This window comes from Streptomyces sp. NPDC048623, assembly GCF_040650755.1.
Taxonomy (GTDB): domain Bacteria; phylum Actinomycetota; class Actinomycetes; order Streptomycetales; family Streptomycetaceae; genus Streptomyces.
In genome coordinates this window covers 217,667-235,682 of record NZ_JBEZHV010000010.1, presented here as the reverse complement: position 1 = coordinate 235,682, position 18,016 = coordinate 217,667, and the positions used below count along the sequence as shown (strand labels likewise).

At 74.0% G+C, this 18,016-nt stretch carries 13 protein-coding genes and 1 tRNA gene; 6 read left to right on the top strand and 8 right to left on the bottom strand.

Going from position 1 to position 18,016, the window contains the following annotated elements; translation table 11 throughout:
- Positions 1-129 precede the first annotated feature (129 nt).
- Together AB0C73_RS17620 and AB0C73_RS17615 are read right to left on the bottom strand one after the other, a co-directional pair.
- Positions 130-3,090 carry a SpoIIE family protein phosphatase gene (locus AB0C73_RS17620; RefSeq protein WP_362530471.1) on the bottom strand — a complete coding sequence of 987 codons (2,961 nt, stop codon included), beginning with the start codon at positions 3,088-3,090 and terminating at the stop codon, positions 130-132.
- Complete coding sequence (locus tag AB0C73_RS17615) at positions 3,087-5,312, bottom strand: SpoIIE family protein phosphatase (protein ID WP_362530468.1); 2,226 nt, start codon at positions 5,310-5,312, stop codon at positions 3,087-3,089. Before AB0C73_RS17615 ends, AB0C73_RS17620 begins: the two co-directional genes overlap by 4 nt.
- A gap of 165 nt (positions 5,313-5,477) precedes the next feature.
- Between AB0C73_RS17615 and AB0C73_RS17610 the strand changes: the two genes are divergently transcribed.
- From AB0C73_RS17610 to AB0C73_RS17595, 4 genes are all read left to right on the top strand, one after another.
- Positions 5,478-6,377, top strand: a complete 900-nt coding sequence (locus AB0C73_RS17610; protein ID WP_362530465.1) for a hypothetical protein — start codon at positions 5,478-5,480, stop codon at positions 6,375-6,377.
- A 158-nt stretch (positions 6,378-6,535) separates the two neighbouring features.
- Positions 6,536-7,339: a PASTA domain-containing protein gene (locus AB0C73_RS17605; RefSeq protein ID WP_362530462.1), complete on the top strand. Its 804-nt coding sequence runs from the start codon at positions 6,536-6,538 to the stop codon at positions 7,337-7,339.
- Positions 7,340-7,495: 156 nt separating this feature from the next.
- Positions 7,496-7,576 (top strand) — tRNA-OTHER (locus AB0C73_RS17600).
- Positions 7,577-7,685: 109 nt separating this feature from the next.
- Complete coding sequence (locus AB0C73_RS17595; protein ID WP_362530461.1) at positions 7,686-9,380, top strand: TROVE domain-containing protein; 1,695 nt, start codon at positions 7,686-7,688, stop codon at positions 9,378-9,380.
- An 89-nt stretch (positions 9,381-9,469) separates the two neighbouring features.
- Here the strand turns inward: AB0C73_RS17595 and AB0C73_RS17590 are convergent, their stop codons facing one another.
- Both AB0C73_RS17590 and thpR read right to left on the bottom strand, forming a co-directional pair.
- Entirely contained in the window at positions 9,470-10,564 is a 1,095-nt protein-coding gene (locus AB0C73_RS17590) for a chemotaxis protein (RefSeq protein WP_362530458.1), read from the bottom strand.
- Positions 10,565-10,861: 297 nt separating this feature from the next.
- A complete protein-coding gene (thpR, locus tag AB0C73_RS17585; RefSeq protein WP_362530455.1) occupies positions 10,862-11,455 on the bottom strand; it encodes an RNA 2',3'-cyclic phosphodiesterase in 594 nt (197 codons plus the stop codon).
- Between the two features lie 188 nt (positions 11,456-11,643).
- Here thpR and AB0C73_RS17580 point away from each other — a divergent pair, with 188 nt between their 5' ends.
- Positions 11,644-12,186, top strand: coding sequence for a hemerythrin domain-containing protein (locus tag AB0C73_RS17580; RefSeq protein WP_362530453.1), 543 nt, complete (start codon positions 11,644-11,646; stop codon positions 12,184-12,186).
- A 101-nt stretch (positions 12,187-12,287) separates the two neighbouring features.
- Here AB0C73_RS17580 and AB0C73_RS17575 read toward each other — a convergent pair whose 3' ends face one another.
- The 4 genes from AB0C73_RS17575 to AB0C73_RS17560 all read right to left on the bottom strand — a co-directional run bounded on the left by AB0C73_RS17575 (position 12,288) and on the right by AB0C73_RS17560 (position 16,994).
- Complete coding sequence (locus AB0C73_RS17575) at positions 12,288-14,651, bottom strand: LAETG motif-containing sortase-dependent surface protein (RefSeq protein ID WP_362530450.1); 2,364 nt, start codon at positions 14,649-14,651, stop codon at positions 12,288-12,290.
- Positions 14,652-14,848: 197 nt separating this feature from the next.
- The gene (locus AB0C73_RS17570) at positions 14,849-15,577 is read right to left on the bottom strand and encodes a DUF6333 family protein (protein WP_362530448.1); all 729 of its coding nucleotides are present in this window, start codon (positions 15,575-15,577) and stop codon (positions 14,849-14,851) included.
- Between the two features lie 52 nt (positions 15,578-15,629).
- Positions 15,630-16,595 (bottom strand): M56 family metallopeptidase, encoded by a 966-nt coding sequence (locus tag AB0C73_RS17565; protein ID WP_362530446.1) that lies wholly within the window; start codon positions 16,593-16,595, stop codon positions 15,630-15,632.
- A gap of 12 nt (positions 16,596-16,607) precedes the next feature.
- Entirely contained in the window at positions 16,608-16,994 is a 387-nt protein-coding gene (locus AB0C73_RS17560) for a BlaI/MecI/CopY family transcriptional regulator (RefSeq protein WP_362530443.1), read from the bottom strand.
- 154 nt (positions 16,995-17,148) lie between these two features.
- On the opposite strand from AB0C73_RS17560, the gene AB0C73_RS17555 reads away from it, so the two are divergent.
- Positions 17,149-17,985 carry an undecaprenyl-diphosphate phosphatase gene (locus tag AB0C73_RS17555; RefSeq protein ID WP_362530441.1) on the top strand — a complete coding sequence of 279 codons (837 nt, stop codon included), beginning with the start codon at positions 17,149-17,151 and terminating at the stop codon, positions 17,983-17,985.
- Positions 17,986-18,016 lie beyond the last annotated feature (31 nt).

The following is an 18,016-nucleotide window of genomic DNA, read 5'->3' as shown; positions in this document are numbered from 1 at the left end:
ATCGCGGTGTGGCTCGCGGACGCGGCCAAGAGCGGCCAGGACTTCCAGCCGCTGCTGCCCGCGATCGACTGGGCCGCGCAGTACCGGACACCGCCCCGGCCCCCGGCGCGTACGGATCCGGCTCGGGCGCTACGGGTACGGCGGCGCGCCCGGCGGCAGCTCCTGCTCGCCCCAGATCGTCTTGCCCGTACGGCTGTAACGGCTGCCCCAGCGCGTGGTCAGCTGGGCCACCAGGAACAGCCCGCGGCCGCCCTCGTCCGTGAGCCGTGCCCGGCGCATCCGCGGATGGGTGGCGGACGGGTCGGAGACCTCGCAGATCAGCCGCCCGGCCCGGACGAGCCGGGCCTCGACCGGACCCCCGGCGTACCGGATGGCGTTCGTGACCAGTTCGCTCAGCACCAGCTCGGTCGTGAAGACCAGCTCCTCCAGGCCCCACGCGCGCAACTGCGCCGCCGCGGCCTCCCGTACCGCGCCGACCGCCGCCGGATCGGCCTCGACCGACCACGCGGCGGTGTCCTCGGCGGGCACGGCGCGGGTACGGGCGAGAAGCAGCGTGACATCGTCCTCCAGGCCGTCGGCGGGGCGGCCCGCCACGAGCTCCCGGCCCAGCTCGCGCAGCGGCAGTCCGACGGCACCGGGCCGGGCCAGCCGGTCGGCCAGATCGGCCATCCCCGCGTCCAGGTCGCCGCCCCGGCCCTCGATCAGGCCGTCCGTGTAGAGCGCGAGGACGCTGCCCGGCGCCAGCTCGACCTCCGTCGTCTCGAACGGCAGCCCGCCGACGCCCAGCGGAGGACCGGGATCCACCGGCAGATACGACACCTTCCCGTCCGGCTCCGCCACGACGGGCGGCGGATGCCCGGCCGACGCCACCGTGCAGCGTCGCGTGACCGGGTCGTAGACGGCGTACGCGCAGGTCGCGCCGGTGGGCGAGGAGGGGTGGCGGACCTGCCAGGACTGGCCCTGGTCGTCCTCCTCGGGGTCGTCCCCGTCGTCCTCCTCGCCGGTGTCCTCCGGCTCGGCGGGCAGCTGGGACACCAGGTCGTCGAGATGGGCGAGCAGCTCGTCGGGTTCGAGCTCCAGGTCCGCGAGGGTGCGTACGGCGGTACGCAGCCGGCCCATGGTTGCGGTGGCGGCGAGGCCGTGCCCGACGACGTCCCCGACGACCAGCGCGACCCGCGCGGACGACAGCGGGATCACGTCGAACCAGTCGCCGCCGACCCCGGTCCGCGTGTCGGCGGGCAGATACACGCCGGAGGTCGTCACGGCCGGTGTCCGCGTCTGCGTCGGCGGCAGCATGCTGCGCTGCAGCCCCACCGCCGCCCGGTGCTCCCGGGTGAAACGGCGCGCGTTGTCCAGGGCGAGGGCCGCCCGGTCGGCGATCTCCCGCAGCAGATCCCGGTCGGCCTCCGCGTACCGCCCACGGGCCGCCCTCCGCCCCACGGTGACCCGCCCGAGCAGCATGCCGCGCGCCCGCAGCGGCGCCGTCATCCGCACGGGATGCCCGCCGGCCGCCGCGTCCTCGCCGTCCCGGACGGCGACGAGCACGACGTCGGGCTCGGGGGAGGGGGAAGGCGGATTCCCCGGCGGCGAGGCCGGGGCCGACCCGGAAGCCCGCCCTGGGCCGGGCGCCTGCGCGGCGCCGGACGTCTGCCCTGGGCCGGGCGCCTGCGCGGCGGTGGTCGTCTGCTCCGGGCGTGGCGCCTGCGCGGCGGTGGTCGTCTGCTCCGGGCCTGGCGCCTGTTTCGGGCCGACAGCCTGCTCGGGACCGGACGACTGCTTCGGACCAGGTCCTGGTCCCGATTCCGGTCCCGACGCCGGGGCGGGGGCCTGCGCGCGGCCGGGCTCTCGCTCGGGCCCCGGTGCCGACTCCGGTCCCGATGCAGGGGCGGCCTCTCGCCCGGGACCCGGACGGGATGTCTGCTCCGGGCCCGATGCCGATGCCGGGGCGGCCTCTCGCTCGGGAGCCGGTCCCGATGCCGGGCCCGGTCCCCGTCCGGCACCCGCCCCGCCCGCACGGGCGGACGCGCCCCCGTTCCGGCCCCGCGGCCCGCGCGGTGCCGCCGGTTCGCCCGCGGTCGCGGTGCGGCGCAGCAGCAGCCGCCCCGCCCGGTCGGGCGCCGGTTCCTCGCCGAGCGGGACGGCGTCCGCGAGTTCGACGACCGCGAGGTCGCCGAGGCCCGGCACCAGCGCGCCGGCCAGTTCGCGGGCGGTGTCCGTGACCGACAGGGAGCCGCCGACGCGGGCCGTGGCGAGGTGGAGCAGGGCGAGCCGTTCGGCGGCCCGGCGGGTCTCGGTGACGTCGGTGAAGAGCGCGGTCACGCCAAGCACCCGGCCGTTCGGGTCCTGCAGCCGGAAGGCCGAGATCGCGATGTTCACGCCGCCCAGCGGATCCTCGACGGTCCGCAGCAGTTCCTCCGCCTGCACCAGCGGCAGGCCGGTCGCGAGCACCCGGCTCAGCTTCTTCTCGATCGCCGCCGCGTCCTGCGGCCACAAGAAGTCACCGAGGCGCCGCCCGCGCAGCTCGGCGGGGACGCCGCTGTACGGCAGCAGGTGGGTGTTGGTGCGCAGCAGCCGCAGTTCGGGGTCGAGCACGGCGAGCCCCACCCGGTCCTGGAGGAACAGTTCGCGTATGAACGCGCTGTCCTGGTGCCGGCCCTCGGCGAGGGCCGCGGGCGTGACGAGCACGAAGCACCCGGCACCCGCGTCGGCACCCTCACCCGCCCCGTTCTCCGTGCCGCCGGGTCCCGCCCCGTCCCCGCCCCCGTCCCTGTCGCCGTCGTCATCCCCGTCGTCCGCGAGCCCGAACGCCTGGAACACCACCCGCACGTCCTCGCCCCGCCCCGAGCGCAGCACCGCCTCGCCGTCCCGTGCGCCGCGCGCGTACCCCCGTATGAGCTCCGGCCAGTCCGCGGGGTCCGCGAGCAGCGCGCGTACCGGATGCCCCACGACGTCGGCCGCGGGCCACCCGAGGAGGGCCTGGGCCTCCGGGGTCCAGCCGGCGATCCGGCCGTGGCCGTCGACCAGCGCACCGGCGCTGCCCTCGGCGAAGGGCGGTATGCCGGCGGCCGGGTCAGGAGGGGCGCCGTTCACGGTGGGGTCTCCCTTCCGTCCCTGTGTGGGTCTGTGTCTACGTCCATGGCCGTGCTTTTGTCCACGTTCACGTCTGCGCTTTTGTTCACACCCACGTCCACTTGCACGTCCCCGTCCGGGTCTCCTTCCGCGCCCGGGCCCCCGCCGGCGGCCCGGTCCCGCGCCCGCGCGATCAGCAGCGCGACGTCGTCGGGGGCGTCGGGACCGCGCAGCGCCCCGAGCAGCCGGTCGCAGGTCTCCTCCAGGGAGCGGACCGGCCCGTCGAGGAGCCGGGTGAGCGCCGCGAGCCGTACGTCGATGTCCTCGTCGCGGGTCTCCACCAGACCGTCGGTGTACAGGACCAGCGCGTCGCCCGCCGCGAACGGGACCTCCTTGGTCTCGAAGGGCACGCCCCCGACCCCGAGCGGCGCGCCGGTCGGCAGTTCGAGCAGCCGCGACGGGCCCTCGGCGGGGACGTACACCGGCGGCGGATGCCCCGCGTTGGCGATCCGGCAGCTGCCGCTCGCCGGGTCGTACACGGCGTACACGCAGGTGGCCATCTCCTCCAGACCGGCGACCGTGCGGTCCAGCTCGGTCAGGACCACGGACGGGGCCAGGCCGAGCCCGGCGAGCGTGCGCGCCGCGGTCCGCAGCTGCCCCATGGTCGCGGCGGCGTTGATGCCGCTGCCCATCACGTCGCCCACCACCAGGGCCGTCTTCCCTCCCGACAGCGGGATCGCGTCGAACCAGTCGCCGCCGACCTCGACCGCCGCGGAGGCGGGCTGGTAGCGGTAGGCGGCGTCGAGACCGTTGAGGCGCGTCGGGCCCTGCGGCAGCAGATGCCGCTGGAGCGCGAGCGCGGTGCGCTGCTGGTGCCGGTACCAGCGCGCGTTGTCGATGGCCACCGCCGCCCGGGCCGCGAGTTCCCCGGCGAGCAGCACGTCGTCCCGGTCGAACGGCACGGCGTTGCGCGCCCGCTTGAGGTCGAGCACGCCGAGCACCACCCCGCGGGCGCGCAGCGGCACCGCGAGGTACGAGTGGACGCCCGCCTCGCGCAGCAGTTCGGCGGCGTCGGCGTCCCGGGCGATCCGCGGCAGGTCGGCGTCCGTGACCTGCGCGACGAGCACGGGCCGGCCGGTCCGCGCGCACTGGGTGACCAGCCGCTCGGCGCCGTACTGGGCCGGATCGCCCACCGCGTCGGCGGCCTCGCGGGCCGGGGTCGGATACGCCGCCTCGACCGCGAGCGCCCGGAACATCGCGGGTCCCGAGGCGCCCGTCCCGCCCGGATGCGGCCCGGTCAGGACGTCCTCCAGGACGTCGACGGCCGCGATGTCGGCGAACTCCCGCACCACGAGCGCGGCCAGCTCGTGCGCGGTCAGATCCAGGTCGAGCGTGGTCCCCACCCGCTCCGAGGCGTCCGCGATCACCGCGAGCCGGCGCTTGGCGCGCGCCGCCGTCCGCTCGGCCCGGTGCTGCTCGGTGACGTCCACGACGGCCGCCGCGACCCCGACGACCCGCCGCCCCGTCGTCTCCAGGCGGTACAGGGACAGCGACCACACCGGCTCCTCGCCGTCCGACCCGGCCGGACCGCGCACCCGCCGGGACAGCACGGACACCCCGGTCTCCAGGACCTCCCGCAGCGCCGCCTCCACGGAGGCGGCGTCCGGCGAGGGCACCGCCTGCCCGAAGACACGCCCCAGATATCCGGCGGCCGGCACCCCGGCGATCCGCTCAAGAGCCGGGTTGACCAGGACGAAGCGCAGATCGAGGTCGAGGACGGCCAGGCCGATGGGGGAGTGCGCGACGAGCCGCGAGGAGAGCGCGAGATCCTGTTCCACCCGGCGCACGGTCGCCCGGTCGGTGGCGAGGCCGAGGGCGTACGGCTGTCCCTGGTCGTCCTCCAGGCGCGTGTTGCGGAACTCGACGGGGATCGTCCGCCCGTCCGCGTGGCGTACGGGGAAGACACCGGCCCACGGTCCTTCGCCGCCCATCACCCGGGCGAAGAGGCCGAGGACCTCGTCCCGGTGTGCCTCCTCGACGAGGAGCCGGACGGCGGGCCGGCCCAGGGCCTCGGCGGCGGTGTAGCCGAACACGGTCTCCGCCTGCGGGCTCCACAGCACGATCCGGCCACGGGCGTCGAGGACGACGGCGGCGACCCCGAGCACGTCGAGGAGTCCGCCGGGCTCCATGGCGAACGCGCCGCTCACCGGGGCCGGGCCGGCCGGCAGGTCCGCCGTGCTCATCCGGACCGCATCCCTCCTCCGCCTCGCCTGGGTCTTCACCCTGTCCCGAGCTCGGGCCCCGGACCGTGTTCCGCGTCCTGAGGTTTCCTCCATCATCGCGGCCGGGCATCCATCCCGCGATGCGTACGGCGCGCCCGGAGCGGCCCGACGGCGCAGAGTGGGGGCGTGGACGTCGAGCGGATCACCCAGGAGCTGTACGGGCTGCGGCCCGCCGACTTCGCGTCGGCGCGGGACGCGTATGTCGCCGAGGCCCGCAGACGGAAGGAACCGGAAGCGGCGAAGGCCCTCGCGGCGCTGCGCCGCCCGGTGCTCGCGGCGTGGGCGGCGAATCTGCTCGCCCGCGAGCGCCCGGACGAGGCGGAACGGTTCCTCGCCCTGGGGGAGACCCTGCGGGTGGCCCACCGGATGCTCGACGGCGAACGCCTGCGGGAGGCGAGCCGGAAGCAGCACCGACTGGTCACCGCTCTCGCCCGCACGGCCGCCGACCTCGCCGCCGAGGCCGGCCAGCCGGTGGGCGACCCCGTGCTCCGCGAGATCGAACAGACCCTGCACGGCGTCCTGGCCCGCCCCGAGGTCGCCTCCACGTGGGCGAAGGGCCGCCTGGTGAAGGTGCCGGACGCGGCGGTCGACTTCGCGGCCGTGGTCGACGTCGGGGCGGCGAAGCAGGCGGGGGCGGAAGCCAGGGCCGAGGCCGCGAGGACGGAAGAGGCCGCGGCGGAGGCAGAGGCAGAGGCAGAGGCGCAAGCAGAGGCGGAAGCGGAGGCAAAGGCGGCGGCAGAGGCGAGGGCGGAAGCGGAGGCCGCGGCCGTACGGGCTGAGGCGGCGCGTGACGCGGCCCGCGAGGCACGGGACGCGGCGGCCGTCCGGGCCGAGGAGAGCGAGGGCGAGGTACGGCGTCTGGAGGCGGCCCTGGCCACGGCCCGGGACACCGCCCACGAGGCCCGGACGGCCGCGGACCGCGCCGGGGCGGCGCTGACGGCGGCGGAGAACACCGCCCGGGAGGCGCGGTCGCGGGCCGGTGCGGGTTCGTCCGGAAAGCGGGGCGGCGGCCGGCGGACGGGCTGACGGCGGGCCGGCCGAAAGCGCGCAGGTCCTCGAACGGGCCCTCGAACCGTCCCCCGACCAGGCCCGTTTCGGTTGCGATCCCGCACCCCCGTCCACAACCACACGGCGCACGCGGTAGGTTCACAAGGCCTTCACATCAGGAATGCCAGCGAGGAGCCATGAGCCAGCAGTACCCCGGGCCGCCCCAGCCTCCGCACCCGTCCCAGCAGCCCGAGCCGTGGGGTCCGCCGCCGAAGAAGCGCCTGTCCACCGGCGCGATCGTCGGTCTTTCCCTCGGTGGCGTGTTCGTCTTCCTGGTGGTCCTCGGGGCCGTGGTGGGCGAGAAGAAGCCGGACGACGGCAAGCCGTCGGGCAAGGAGGTGACGGCGAGCCAGACCACCACGCCCACGCCGACCTCCGCGCCCGCCACGTCCGCGCCCGCCACGACCACCGCGCCGGCCACCCGCACCCCCTCGGCCGAGCCGAGCACGAAGAAGGCCGAGACCGGGAAGCTTCCCAGCTTCGTCGGCAAGGGACTTCAGTACGCCCAGGACGAGGCCCAGTCCCTCGGCTTCTACAGCCTCCGCTCGCACGACTCCCTCGGCCGGAGCCGCAACCAGGTCCTCGACCGCAACTGGAAGGTCTGCTTCCAGACCCCCGCCCCTGGAACCCACCCCACCGACGTCGTCATCGACTTCGGCACGGTCAAGCTGGAAGAGACCTGCCCCAAGAAGGACACGGGCCGGCAGCCCGAGGTCGAAGCCGGCGGCACCATGCCGGACTTCCGCGGCAAGTCGGTGAAGGCGGCCCGCGCGGCCCTCCCGTCGAACGAGAGCATCACCGTCACCGACGCGGCCGAGGACCGGATGATCCTCATGGAGTCCAACTGGAAGGTGTGCACGCAGTCGCCGGCGGCGGGAACGACGATCGACGGGCGGCCCATCACGTTCACCGCGGTGAAGTTCGAGGAGTCCTGCCCGTAAGGCGAAGGGATTTGGGCGGCGCCGAAATATTCGATGGCGTCAATTTCCGTACGGACTACGGTGGGAACCACACAGCACCTCCCGGTGCGCAGGTCAACGGCTACTTCTTTCCGAGAAATCGCGCCGTGGACCGCTTTCGATCTCGGGAGGCGCACAGCGCCGGGGTGCCCGGTGCGCAGGCGGGGGATACTTCCACTGTTAATGGGGAGGTCGCGGGTTCGAGTCCCGTCCGGCGCTTCGGGCGCCGGTAGCTCAGATGGTGAGAGCACCTTGGCTCCCCTGCCGATCTGATCTCGGGCACCCCGGCGCTGCCGTCGCCTCCCCTCCACCCGCGAGGGGATTCCCCATGGCCCGCTTCAACGCGCGCGGCACCCGTCCGTCCGCCGTCTCGCCCGTGACCACCACGGGAGAGCGGACCCGGACGCACGAGGGTGCGGGCGCGCACCTCCGCGACGCGAAGAGCGAGCTGTTCCTGCTCGCCGTCGCCCACACCGTCGGCACCGACACCTTCTACGAGAAGGCCGGCGCCCGCGACGACCGGTACACCGGCCTCGTCCGGCGGCTCGCCGTCGAGGACCCCGCCTGGACCGCCGGGCTGCTGCGCTGGCTGCGCGGCGAGGGCAACATGCGGACCGCCTCGCTCGTCGGCGCCGCCGAGTTCGTCAAGGCACGCCTCGACGCGGGATGCACGACCGCGACGGCCCCCGTCGGCGACCGCACGGGCACCGGCACCGGCACCGCCACCGGCACCGGCACCGGCGCCGACGCGTGGTCGAACCGTGCCGTCGTCGACTCCGTCCTCCGGCGCGCCGACGAGCCCGGTGAGATGCTCGGCTACTGGACCGCCCGGTACGGCCGCACGCTCCCCAAGCCGGTGAAGCGCGGCGTCGCCGACGCCGTGCGCCGCCTCTACAACGAGCGCGCGCTGGTCAAGTACGACACCGAGTCCAAGGGGTATCGCTTCGGGGACGTCCTGGAGCTCGTGCACGCCGCGCCGGACCCGGACAAGTCCTGGCAGGGCGAGCTGTTCCGGCACGCCATCGACCGGCGCCACGGCCGCGGCGAGGCCGTCCCGCAGGCCCTGGACACCCTCGCGCTGCGCGCCCGCCTCATGGGTCTGCCCGTCGCCGACCGCCGCGCACTCCTGACCGACCCGGACGGCCGGTCCGAGCTCGCTCGCGCCGGCATGACCTGGGAGGCGCTCGCCGGCTGGCTCCAGGGCCCGATGGACGCCGCCGCCTGGGAGGCGGTCATCCCCTCCATGGGCCTGATGGCGCTCGTCCGTAACCTGCGGAACTTCGACCAGGCCGGTGTCTCCGACGCCGTCGCCGAGCGGATCGCCGCCCGGCTCGCGGACCCCGAGGAGGTACGGGCCTCCCGGATGTTCCCGTTCCGGTTCTGGGCGGCGTACAAGGCGGCGCCGTCGCTGCGCTGGGGCCACGCCCTGGAGAAGGCGCTCGGGCACTCGCTGGCGCACGTGCCGGTGCTCGGCGGCCGGACGCTGATCCTGGTCGACCGCAGCCCCAGCATGTTCCCCGGCTACGGCTACTCGACGCCCAACCGCTCCGACATCCCGCTCGCCGAGCAGGCCGCCGTGTTCGGCGCCGCCCTCGCGGTGCGCGCCGAGAACCCCACGCTCGTGGAGTTCGGGCAGAGCTCGCGCAAGGTGCGCGTCCGGCGCGGGGACAGCGTGCTGCGTCTCGTCGAGCAGTTCGGGCGGATCGGCGGTACCGACATCCCGTCCGCCGTGCGGCAGCACTACGCCCGCCACGACCGGGTCGTGATCGTCACCGACGAGCAGACCCGGCCCGGCTGGCTGCCGTCCAACTGCCTCGGCTACGGCGGTATGCCCGAGACCCCGATCGACGACCTGATCCCGAAGGACGTGCCCGTCTACATGTGGAACATGGCCGGCTACCGCGAGGCCGCGATGCCCTCCGGCGGCGGCAACCGCCACGCCCTGGGCGGCCTCACCGACGCCGCCTTCCGGATGATCCCGCTGCTCGACGCCGGCCGCGACGCCCGCTGGCCCTGGGAGTAGCGGCACGAGCGGGCGCCGGGGACAGCACGGGCGCCGGGGAGGTGCCGGGGGCGCCGCCGACGGGCGGCCGGCAGTCGGTCAGCAGCCGGTCAGTAGCGGAGGGCACCCGCGATATGGCCCTGACCGGCCAGGACCTCGTCGGGTACGAAGCGCACCTCGGCGCCCGTCTCCAGGGCCTGCTCGACGATCTCGTCCACCACGTCGTCGCGGGTGTCCGAGGCCGCGGCCTCGGCCGGTTCGAGATGCCCGCCCTCGTCCCGTACCACCGTCCGGTAGTGCTCCTCGACGGCGAGCAGCCGGACGCGGCCGTCCTTCACGGCCTGCCACACCTCGTCGATGCCACCGGCGAACTCGCGCCGGCCGCGGGCCGTGTCCAGCTCGGCGACGACCGTCGCCGTCGCCGCGGCCTCGCGGGCGGTGCGCAGTGGCTCGATGGCGTCGTGTACGGCCTCGGCCGGGCCCGCCCCGAGCCCGCCGTGCTCGATGGTGAAGGTGCCGCGCGCCATCGGTCCGAGTTCGGCCAGTGCCGCGAGCGCGGCGGACGAGCCGAGCACGTACAGCGGGCGCTGCTCTGACGCGAGGACGGCCCGCACCTGCTCGTACGCCTGGCGCAGGAACCGCAGGGTCGCCTCGTCCCGGAAGGTGCTCGGGAGGTCGCCGATCCGCTCCTTGCGCTCGGCGTCCGGGTCCTCCACGCCGCGCGTCAGCGGGAAGCCGTCGGCGGTGTGCTCCGCGGCGCTGTCGGGGCTGCCGTTCCACAGCGAGACCCGGTCGGCGGCCACCGCCAGTGCCCAGTACGGCTGCTCGGCGGCGTGCGCGGCGACCAGGTTGCGGGTGAGGAAGGTGTCGGAGAGCACCACCCGCTCGGGGACGGCCCGGGCCACCGACCACACATGGTGCTCGCCCTCGGCCACGAAGATCACCAGACCGTCCTCCGGGTGGCGGAGGTCGACCTCCGCCACGGCCCGGCGCAGCCGGTCGAGGATCTCCATGCGCCGCTCGCGTGGGATCGCCGGGTCGTCCTGCACCGCCTTCTCCGCCTCGGCCAGGAGGTTGCGCAGCCGCACCCGGTCCTGGGCGTTCTCCGGCTCGCGTCGATGCGTCGGCATCACGAGCGACACGGCGGGGTACGGACGCGGCTGCCGCAGCTTCGTGAGCAGGTCCGGGGTGAGCACGGGGTCCATGGCATGGCCTTCCTGACGCTGTGCGGCGGCGGGGCGGGCGGGACCGGGCCGTACGGGCCCAGGGGAGCGGGTCCCACGGACCGCACAGCCGGGTCCGTGTACGGAGCGCGGCCACTCCGTCGCCCACTCCGTCGCCCGGTCGGGCGTCCCGGCCGGTTCCGGCAGGGACCGTCGGCGCGTGGGCGCGAACGGGGCCCACAGAAGACCATCCTGGTCCGAACCGTCCCCTTCCGCGACTCGTCGCTCACCCCGTGCAAGCCTGCGTGCGGGCCCCCCGACACGCCCACGGGGCGCCGGTCAGCGGCCCTCGAACGCCCAGGACTCGATGTCGCGGTAGCGGATCGGCCCCGGGCCGCGGCCGATGTTGCTGCCGACCAGATGCAGACGCGCGGCGGGCCAGCGGCGGCCGGCGAACCCGGCGAGCGCCGCGGCCGTCGCGGTCACCGGCCCGGTGTCACCGCGCCGGGCGCGGGCCAGGGTCAGATGCGGGTTGAGCGGCCGGTCCTCGAAGGGGATGCCGCACCGCTTGACCAGGGCGCGTACGTCGGCGGCGAGGAGCCGCAGCCCCTCGACGTCGCCGTCGATGCCGCTCCACAGCACCCGCTCGTCGAAGTGCCCGCCACCGCTCAGGGCCAGTTCGAGAGGGCGGCGGCCCGCCGCGAGCCGGGCGAGCGGAGCGCGCAGCGGAGGCACGGCGGCGACGGGGAGCTCACCGAGGAACGCCAGGGTGATGTGCCAGTCCTCGATACGGTTCCAGCGCAGCGAGGGGTACGCGTCGAGGGCGGGCCGCAGCACCCGCGCGAGCTCGTCCTTCGCGTCGTCGGGCGGGGCGAGGGCGATGAACACACGGGTGGTCGCGGAGGCGGTCACGTCGACGGGCTGAACACTCACGCAGCACTTCGTACCTCATTCGGGGGTGCCCGGTCACCTTCGGACGAGTCATGCCGCATTCGCCCGGCACACGCCGAGGGGAACCGCTTGCCCCGTCACCGGCATGCGTGATCGGATGGGCTCAGCATCGCGTGCCGGTGACGGTCAGCGTCAGGCATGGAGGTGCGGAACCGAAGGGATCGCCCTCCGTGGCTCCCCACCACATCAGTACCGACATCCACGACCATGACGGAGACCGGGTCGTCGCCCTCCGTCGGCAGCTCCACCGGGCCCATGAGGAACTGGAGCGCCGCATGCGGGAGATCAGGACCCACATCGGCCGGCGCAGGCTCACCGACGACGAACTGCTCACCCACTGCCTGGCCTTCTGCACGGCCCTGACGAACCATCACCAGGGGGAGGACCGGGGCATGTTCGCGCAACTGCTGCGCGAGCGTCCCGATCTCGCCCCGACGATCGAGAAGCTCGTCGAGGACCACGGCCTGATCACCTCGATCCTCACCCGGGTCCGCGCCCTCGCCGACACCGCGGCCGACACCGCCGCCGAGCCGCCCGGCTCCGACCCGGAGAAGGCGGCGGCGATCGCCGCGGAACTCGACGGCCTGGCGGCGATCATGGCGTCCCACTTCCGCTACGAGGAACGCGCGATCGGCGAGGCGCTGGACTCCGCCGTCCCGGACCCGGACCCGGGCTGGCCCGAGGCCGTCTTCGGCTTCGAGCCCCCCGCGTGACCGCGTGACCGCGTGACCGCGTGACGGGACCCTGACGGGACCGGCCCCGGCCCCCACACGCGTGGGGACCGGGGCCGGTACGGGGCCTCCGCAGGACAGGCTCAGCCCTCCGTCGACCGGCGTCGCCGCACCCACCACAGCAGCCCGCCGCCCGCGACGGCCAGGGCCGCGGCGATGCCCACGATCAGGCCGACGGGCGTGCTCGAACCGGTGTGGGCGAGGTCGCCGCCCGGCGTCCGGCCCGGCGGCGTCGCGTGGTCACCGCCCGGCGTGGACGGCGCCGGCGTCGACGGGGTGCCGCTCGGCGTCGGGTCGCCCGGCGTGCTCGGGCTCGGCGTCGGCGTCGGGGTCGGCTTCGGGTCCTCCGGGATGGTGGGCTGCTCGGCGCTGGAGCCGCCGAGGTAGGCGGTGCCGCCGCTCCGGTAGGTCACCTCGGTCTGCACGGAGTTCCGGGTCGTCCGGTCGAGCCCCCGGTACTCGGTGGTGAACTGGGCGCGGGTGATGTCCCGCTTCGGCGCCTTGGAGAAGTCGACGCCGCCCATCGACAGGATCCAGACCTTGCCGCCGTACACCCGCTCGAACTTGTAGTCGCCGTTCTTGAACGAGTACACGTACTTGTCGTAGACCGTCTTCTTGTCCCAGTCCTTGTTCTCGCCGCGCAGCGGCCAGCGCGACACGTCGTTGCTGTTGATGATCCGGCGGAAGTCGGTCGGGGCGACCGCGTCCTGGCGCCGTACGTACTCGGCCGCCACGCGCGACGAGTAGACCCGGCGCAGGTCGGCGTACGAGGCGTCCTCGTTGACCCGGCGCTCCAGCTCGGGCCGGATCATCGAGAGGATCAGGGCCTCGGCCTGCCGGGTCTGCGCCTCGGTCAGCCTGCAGCCTCCGGCCGGCACGTCGGGCCCGGTCGGGACCTCCATGTTGACCTTCAGCGGCGCGTCCAGGATGTAGATGCCGCCGTCCTGCTCGCGCACCTTCGCGGGCTTCGGCGTGATCCACTGGCGGATCACCGGCAGACACGGCATGCCCTCGGGCGTGCGCGGCGCCGCCTGCCAGAACCGCTCCCCGCGCTCGTACTTGTCGGGGTTCATGGCGTCCGCGTAGTCGTGCTTCAGGGTGAGGTCGGCCTCCAGGAGCACCCGTCCGGCGTCGGTCTTCGCGAACTCCTTGTCCATGATCACGTCGGGCCTGATCGGGTTGAGGTTCACCCAGAACCGGTCCGGGGTCAGCGCGAGCCAGGTGAAGAAGGCGTCCGAGGCGAGCTGGAGCTTGGCGTCGCCGCCGTAACCCGGGTTCTTGTCCGGGTCCTTGGCGTAGTCCGCCTTCATCGAGTAGTCGAGGCCCTTGCCCTTCACGGGCGTGCCGACGTAGTTGATCTCCAGGGTGGAGAAGTCGATGCCGCCGGGGCCGCGGCCGAAGTAGCCGCCGCTGTTGGCCCGGTTGTACATGGCCTGGAGCTTGCGCGCCTCCTCGACCGTCTTCCCGGACCGCAGCGCCTGGTCGATGATCGGGCCCCGGCCGCCCTTCAGCGGATCGGGATTGAAGCGCTTGTCGTAGTTGGTGTAGACGGTCGGCTTCTGGGTGCGCTCGATGGCGTTCGAGCGCCGCTCGTTGACGCCGGCCTGGTTGCGGGTGGTGCCCCGGTCCCGCTTGAGGTCGTCGTCGAACTGCTTGATCTTGTCCTTGGTGGTGTCCTCGGTCGCGGCGCCGGTCAGATAGCGGAAGGTCGACTTCGGGCGCTCCTTGGCGATCTGCCGGTCGGCCCTCAGCTGGTCGTCCTCGATCTTGCCGTTGGACTTCATCTCGACCTTGCGCTCCGAGGGCCGGTGGTGCGCGTCGATCACGCGGTAGCGCTTCTCACCGGTCTCGGGATCGGTGTACTCGATGGTGTCCTGGCACCACCAGTCGGGCCCGACCATGTTGTACTTCTTGACCATGCGGGCCTCGAAGGCCGCACCGCGCGGCGGGTTGCCGTGGGCGCCGATGTAGCGCACGTCGAGGAAGCGCCTGAAGTCCTGATAGCCGGTCCTGGAGTCGTACTGGCTGTTGTAGCGGGCGTAGATCTCCATGACCTTGTCGGCCGGGTTCTTCGACTTGTTGTACTGCCGCTGCCAGGTGCGGTAGTCCTTGCCCGCGGCCGCGCGCTGCGCGTCCGTCGGCGGCAGCACACCGTCGTAGGCCTTGGCGGGGTTGTCGTACGTGTAGTTCTCGTCGTTGGGCCACGCGTCGTACGGAAGGCCGTCCGGCGGACCGGAGTTGGCCGGGGTGGAAGGGAACTGCCTTCCGAGGAACTTCTCGTCGCAGCGGACCGGCTTGACGTTCGGCGGCTTCGCCGCCTCCGCCTGCTCCAGGGCGGGCAGACCGGTCAGGGTCGTGGCGGCCGCGGCGGCGAAGGCGATCGTGAGACGCCCCCACAACTGCGGCCTGCGGGTGTGCTGGGTGTTCCGGCGCACGGATGTGCTCACTGGCTTCTCCCCCTGGGAACCCAGTAGACGGCAAGGTAGTGGCTGCGGCGTGGTGGGCTCCGAGGTCAACTGGACGTCCTCCGCAGTCAGTCGGCCACCCTATGAGCTTCCTGTGCGCTTGCGGCGGAGCCTCGTGGCGTGTCCCCGCCAACTTCGCAGTACCTTCACATCGCCGCACCGGAACAGAAGATGTCGAGTCAGAAGGCGCCGCCGTCGTCGATCCAGGTCTCCTCCAGATCCCCCGCGGTCCCCTCCGTGCGCCGCACCCGGAACACCGACAGCTCGCGCCCGGTCCGCAGCAGCGGCCCGACGCTCCGCAGGGCGAGCCGCGTCAGCCCCTCCCACGCGAAGTCCCCCGGCCGCGCCCCGAGTTGCACCCCCCGCTCCGCCAGGGCACCGGACGGGATGCCGAACGCCTCCGCGATCTCGTACGGGCTCCCCTCCACGTCCCAGTCCTCCTCGCCCGCCCACCCGGCGGCGAACAGGCGCGCCCCGGAGGGGTGGTGGAACACATGGGTGTGGAAGGTCAGAGGGTGGTCGACCGTCGCCGAGCCGATGACCACGGCCCCCGGAAAGCGCTCCACCAGCTCGTCCGCCTGCTCCGCCAGCGGAAAGGTCCCTCCGGCGAACGCGAGCGCCGGGTCGTTCGCCTCGCTCACCGGCCCCCAGCAGCCCACCCCCACCAGGCCGAGATCCTCCCGCGTCCCGAACGCCATCCGCTCGGTCGCCCCGATCCGCTCCTCCTCGTCCACCACCGCGGCCACGGTCCGCAGCCCCGCCGCGAACTCCCTCGCCCGGCCCGGGTCGTGCTCCGGCAGCTCCTCCGCCCCCGCGGCGTACGGCGGCTCGACCATGGTCAGCCGGAACTCCCCGTACCGCGCGAGCCCCTGCTCCGGCGGATACGTCCAGTACTCGTCGTCGGTCACCGGTCCACGGTAGCGACCCGTAACGACGTACAGGACGCAGGCCGGCCCGCGTTCAGCGGATGCCGATGCTCTCCAGGAGCCGGTGCAGATCGAGGGTCGCCTCGGCCGCCGCGAGCAGGGCCGCCGCCGGTACGGCGAGGGTGGCCGCCGTGAGGAGCGGGCGCAGGCCCTGGGGCGGGGCGAGGAGGGCGGCGACCCGGCGCGGCACCGGGCCGGGGGTGGCGTGGGCGCGCCGATGCCGGCCGGGGAGGAGGGGGAGGCGGCCGAGGAAGCCGAGGGCGCCGCCGGGGGTGCGGCCCCGGCGGTGCCGGGAGGCGAGCGCGGCCTTGCCGACCGCACGCGCCACCTTGCGGCGGTCGCCCGTCGCCGCCGCGGCGTTCTCGTCGGCCCAGCGCTCGATCGTGTACGTGACGGCCGCGGCGAGCGGGCGGAGCAGCGGGTTGGCGGCCGCGCCGAGCTGTGCGGTGGCGACGAAGGCGTAGTGGTGGGCGGTCAGATGGGCCCGCTCGTGCGCCATCAGGATCCGGTGCTCGTCGGCGTCGAGGGTGTCCAGCATCCCGGTGGACACCACGACCCGGCCGGGCAGTCCGGGCAGTCCCGGCAGGGCGAAGGCGTCGGGGGCCGCGTCCTCGACGACGACCAGACCGTCCCGGGCGGGCATGCAGGCCGCGTCGAGGGCCGCGGCGGCGAGCGTACGGACGCGCCGGAACAGGAACCGTACGGCCGTCAGGGTCGCACCGCCGAGCAGCAGCCCCGCCGCCAGGGAGACGGACAGGGCCGTGGGGTCGTCGTGCGCGGCGAGCGGCGCCCAGTGGCCGAGACTCGCGAGCCACGGGACCCGGACCAGGCCGGCGACCGCGAGCAGCCCCAGGCAGAGCGTGCTCGCGGCACCGAGCACCAGCGCGGAACCGGTGAGCAGCCACGTGCCCAGTCGTGGGTCGCAGCGCTCGGCGACCGGCCGGGCGCCCAGCGGGGCGAGCAGCGGCAGCAGCAGGGGCAGATAGACGGCGAGGTGCATGGCGGCGGGTTCCTATGCGCCGTCACCGGTGTCGCCGAGCATCTGCCGCAGCAGCTCGGCGTCCGCGTCGGACAGCTCGTCGGCGAAGCGGGCGAGGACGGCCTCACGGTCCGGCCGGTCGTCCAGGACCGAGCGCATCCGGCGGGCGGCGAACCCGGCGTCGTCCGTGACCGGCGCGTACGCGTAGGCCCGGCCGCGCGGGGAGCGGCGGAGCATCTCCTTGCCGTGCATCCGGGTCAGGATCGTCACGACCGTGCTGTACGTGAGCTCGCGGCCGAGCCGCTCGACCACCTCGCCGGGCGTCAGCGCGTCCTCGGACTGCTGCAACAGGGTGAGGATCTGGGTCTCGCGGGCGCCGTTGGGCCGTCGGGACGCCTGGTCGCGCGTATTGCGGTCCATGGGGTTTGTCGTTCTCCCGCCGATCTTCTACAGTCGCGTAGAAGTTCTACGCACGCGTAAATGCTGTTCCACGAGTGTGCCATGCGCGCCTGCCCGGTGACAGCCGCCCCCCCGCCGCCCCCCCAGCCACCACCCCCATCGAGACAGGACCCCGATGAGCGCCATCAGCCTCGGTCAGGCCACCATCCTCGGAATCGTCGAGGGCATCACCGAATTCCTGCCCGTCTCCTCCACCGGGCACCTCAAGATCACCGAAGGCCTGATGGGCATCCCCGTCGACGATCCCGCCGTGGTCGGCTTCTCCGCCGTCATCCAGGTCGGCGCGATCGCCGCGGTCCTCGTCTACTTCTTCAAGGACATCGTCCGCATCGTCACCGCGTGGGTGCGCGGCCTGCGGGACAAGGAGGAGCGCTACCACCACGACTACAAGTTCGCCTGGTGGATCATCTTCGCGACCATCCCGATCGTGGCCGTGGGTCTGGCCGCCAAGCCGCTCATCGACGGCCCGCTGGCCTCCCTGTGGGTGGTCGCCGGCTCGCTCATCGTCGGCAGCGGGGTGATGTGGGCGGCGGACCAGATGGGCCGCCACAAGCGCGGCGAGGACGACACCGACCTCAAGGACGCGATGCTGGTCGGCTCCTCGCAGATCCTCGCGCTGCTCTTCCCCGGCTTCTCCCGCTCCGGCGCCACCATGTCCACCGCCCTGATGCTCGACCTCGACCGGGTCGCCGCCACCCGCCTCTCCTTCTTCCTCGGCATCCCCGCCCTCACCGGCGCCGGCGTCTACGAGCTCAAGGACGCCGTCGGCACGGGCGCGGGCACTCTCCCGCTGGTCGTCGGCACCGCGGTCTCCTTCGTCGTGGCGTACGCGTCGATCGCCTGGCTGCTGAAGTTCGTCGCCCGGCACTCCTTCAACGCGTTCGTCATCTACCGCGTGATCGTCGGCATCCTGCTGCTCGGCCTGCTCACCACCGGCGTGCTCTCCGCCTGACCTCCCGGCCGGGCGGGCCGGGCGGGCCGGG

Bases quoted from the DNA above. Each gene is read 5' to 3' on its own strand.
- AB0C73_RS17560 (WP_362530443.1), bottom strand. From the start codon at position 16,994: ATGGACCGCAATACGCGCGACCAGGCGTCCCGACGGCCCAACGGCGCC.
- AB0C73_RS17605 (WP_362530462.1), top strand. From the start codon at position 6,536: ATGAGCCAGCAGTACCCCGGGCCGCCCCAGCCTCCGCACCCGTCCCAG.
- AB0C73_RS17565 (WP_362530446.1), bottom strand. From the start codon at position 16,595: ATGCACCTCGCCGTCTATCTGCCCCTGCTGCTGCCGCTGCTCGCCCCG.
- AB0C73_RS17595 (WP_362530461.1), top strand. From the start codon at position 7,686: ATGGCCCGCTTCAACGCGCGCGGCACCCGTCCGTCCGCCGTCTCGCCC.
- AB0C73_RS17615 (WP_362530468.1), bottom strand. From the start codon at position 5,312: ATGAGCACGGCGGACCTGCCGGCCGGCCCGGCCCCGGTGAGCGGCGCG.
- AB0C73_RS17590 (WP_362530458.1), bottom strand. From the start codon at position 10,564: ATGGACCCCGTGCTCACCCCGGACCTGCTCACGAAGCTGCGGCAGCCG.
- AB0C73_RS17555 (WP_362530441.1), top strand. From the start codon at position 17,149: ATGAGCGCCATCAGCCTCGGTCAGGCCACCATCCTCGGAATCGTCGAG.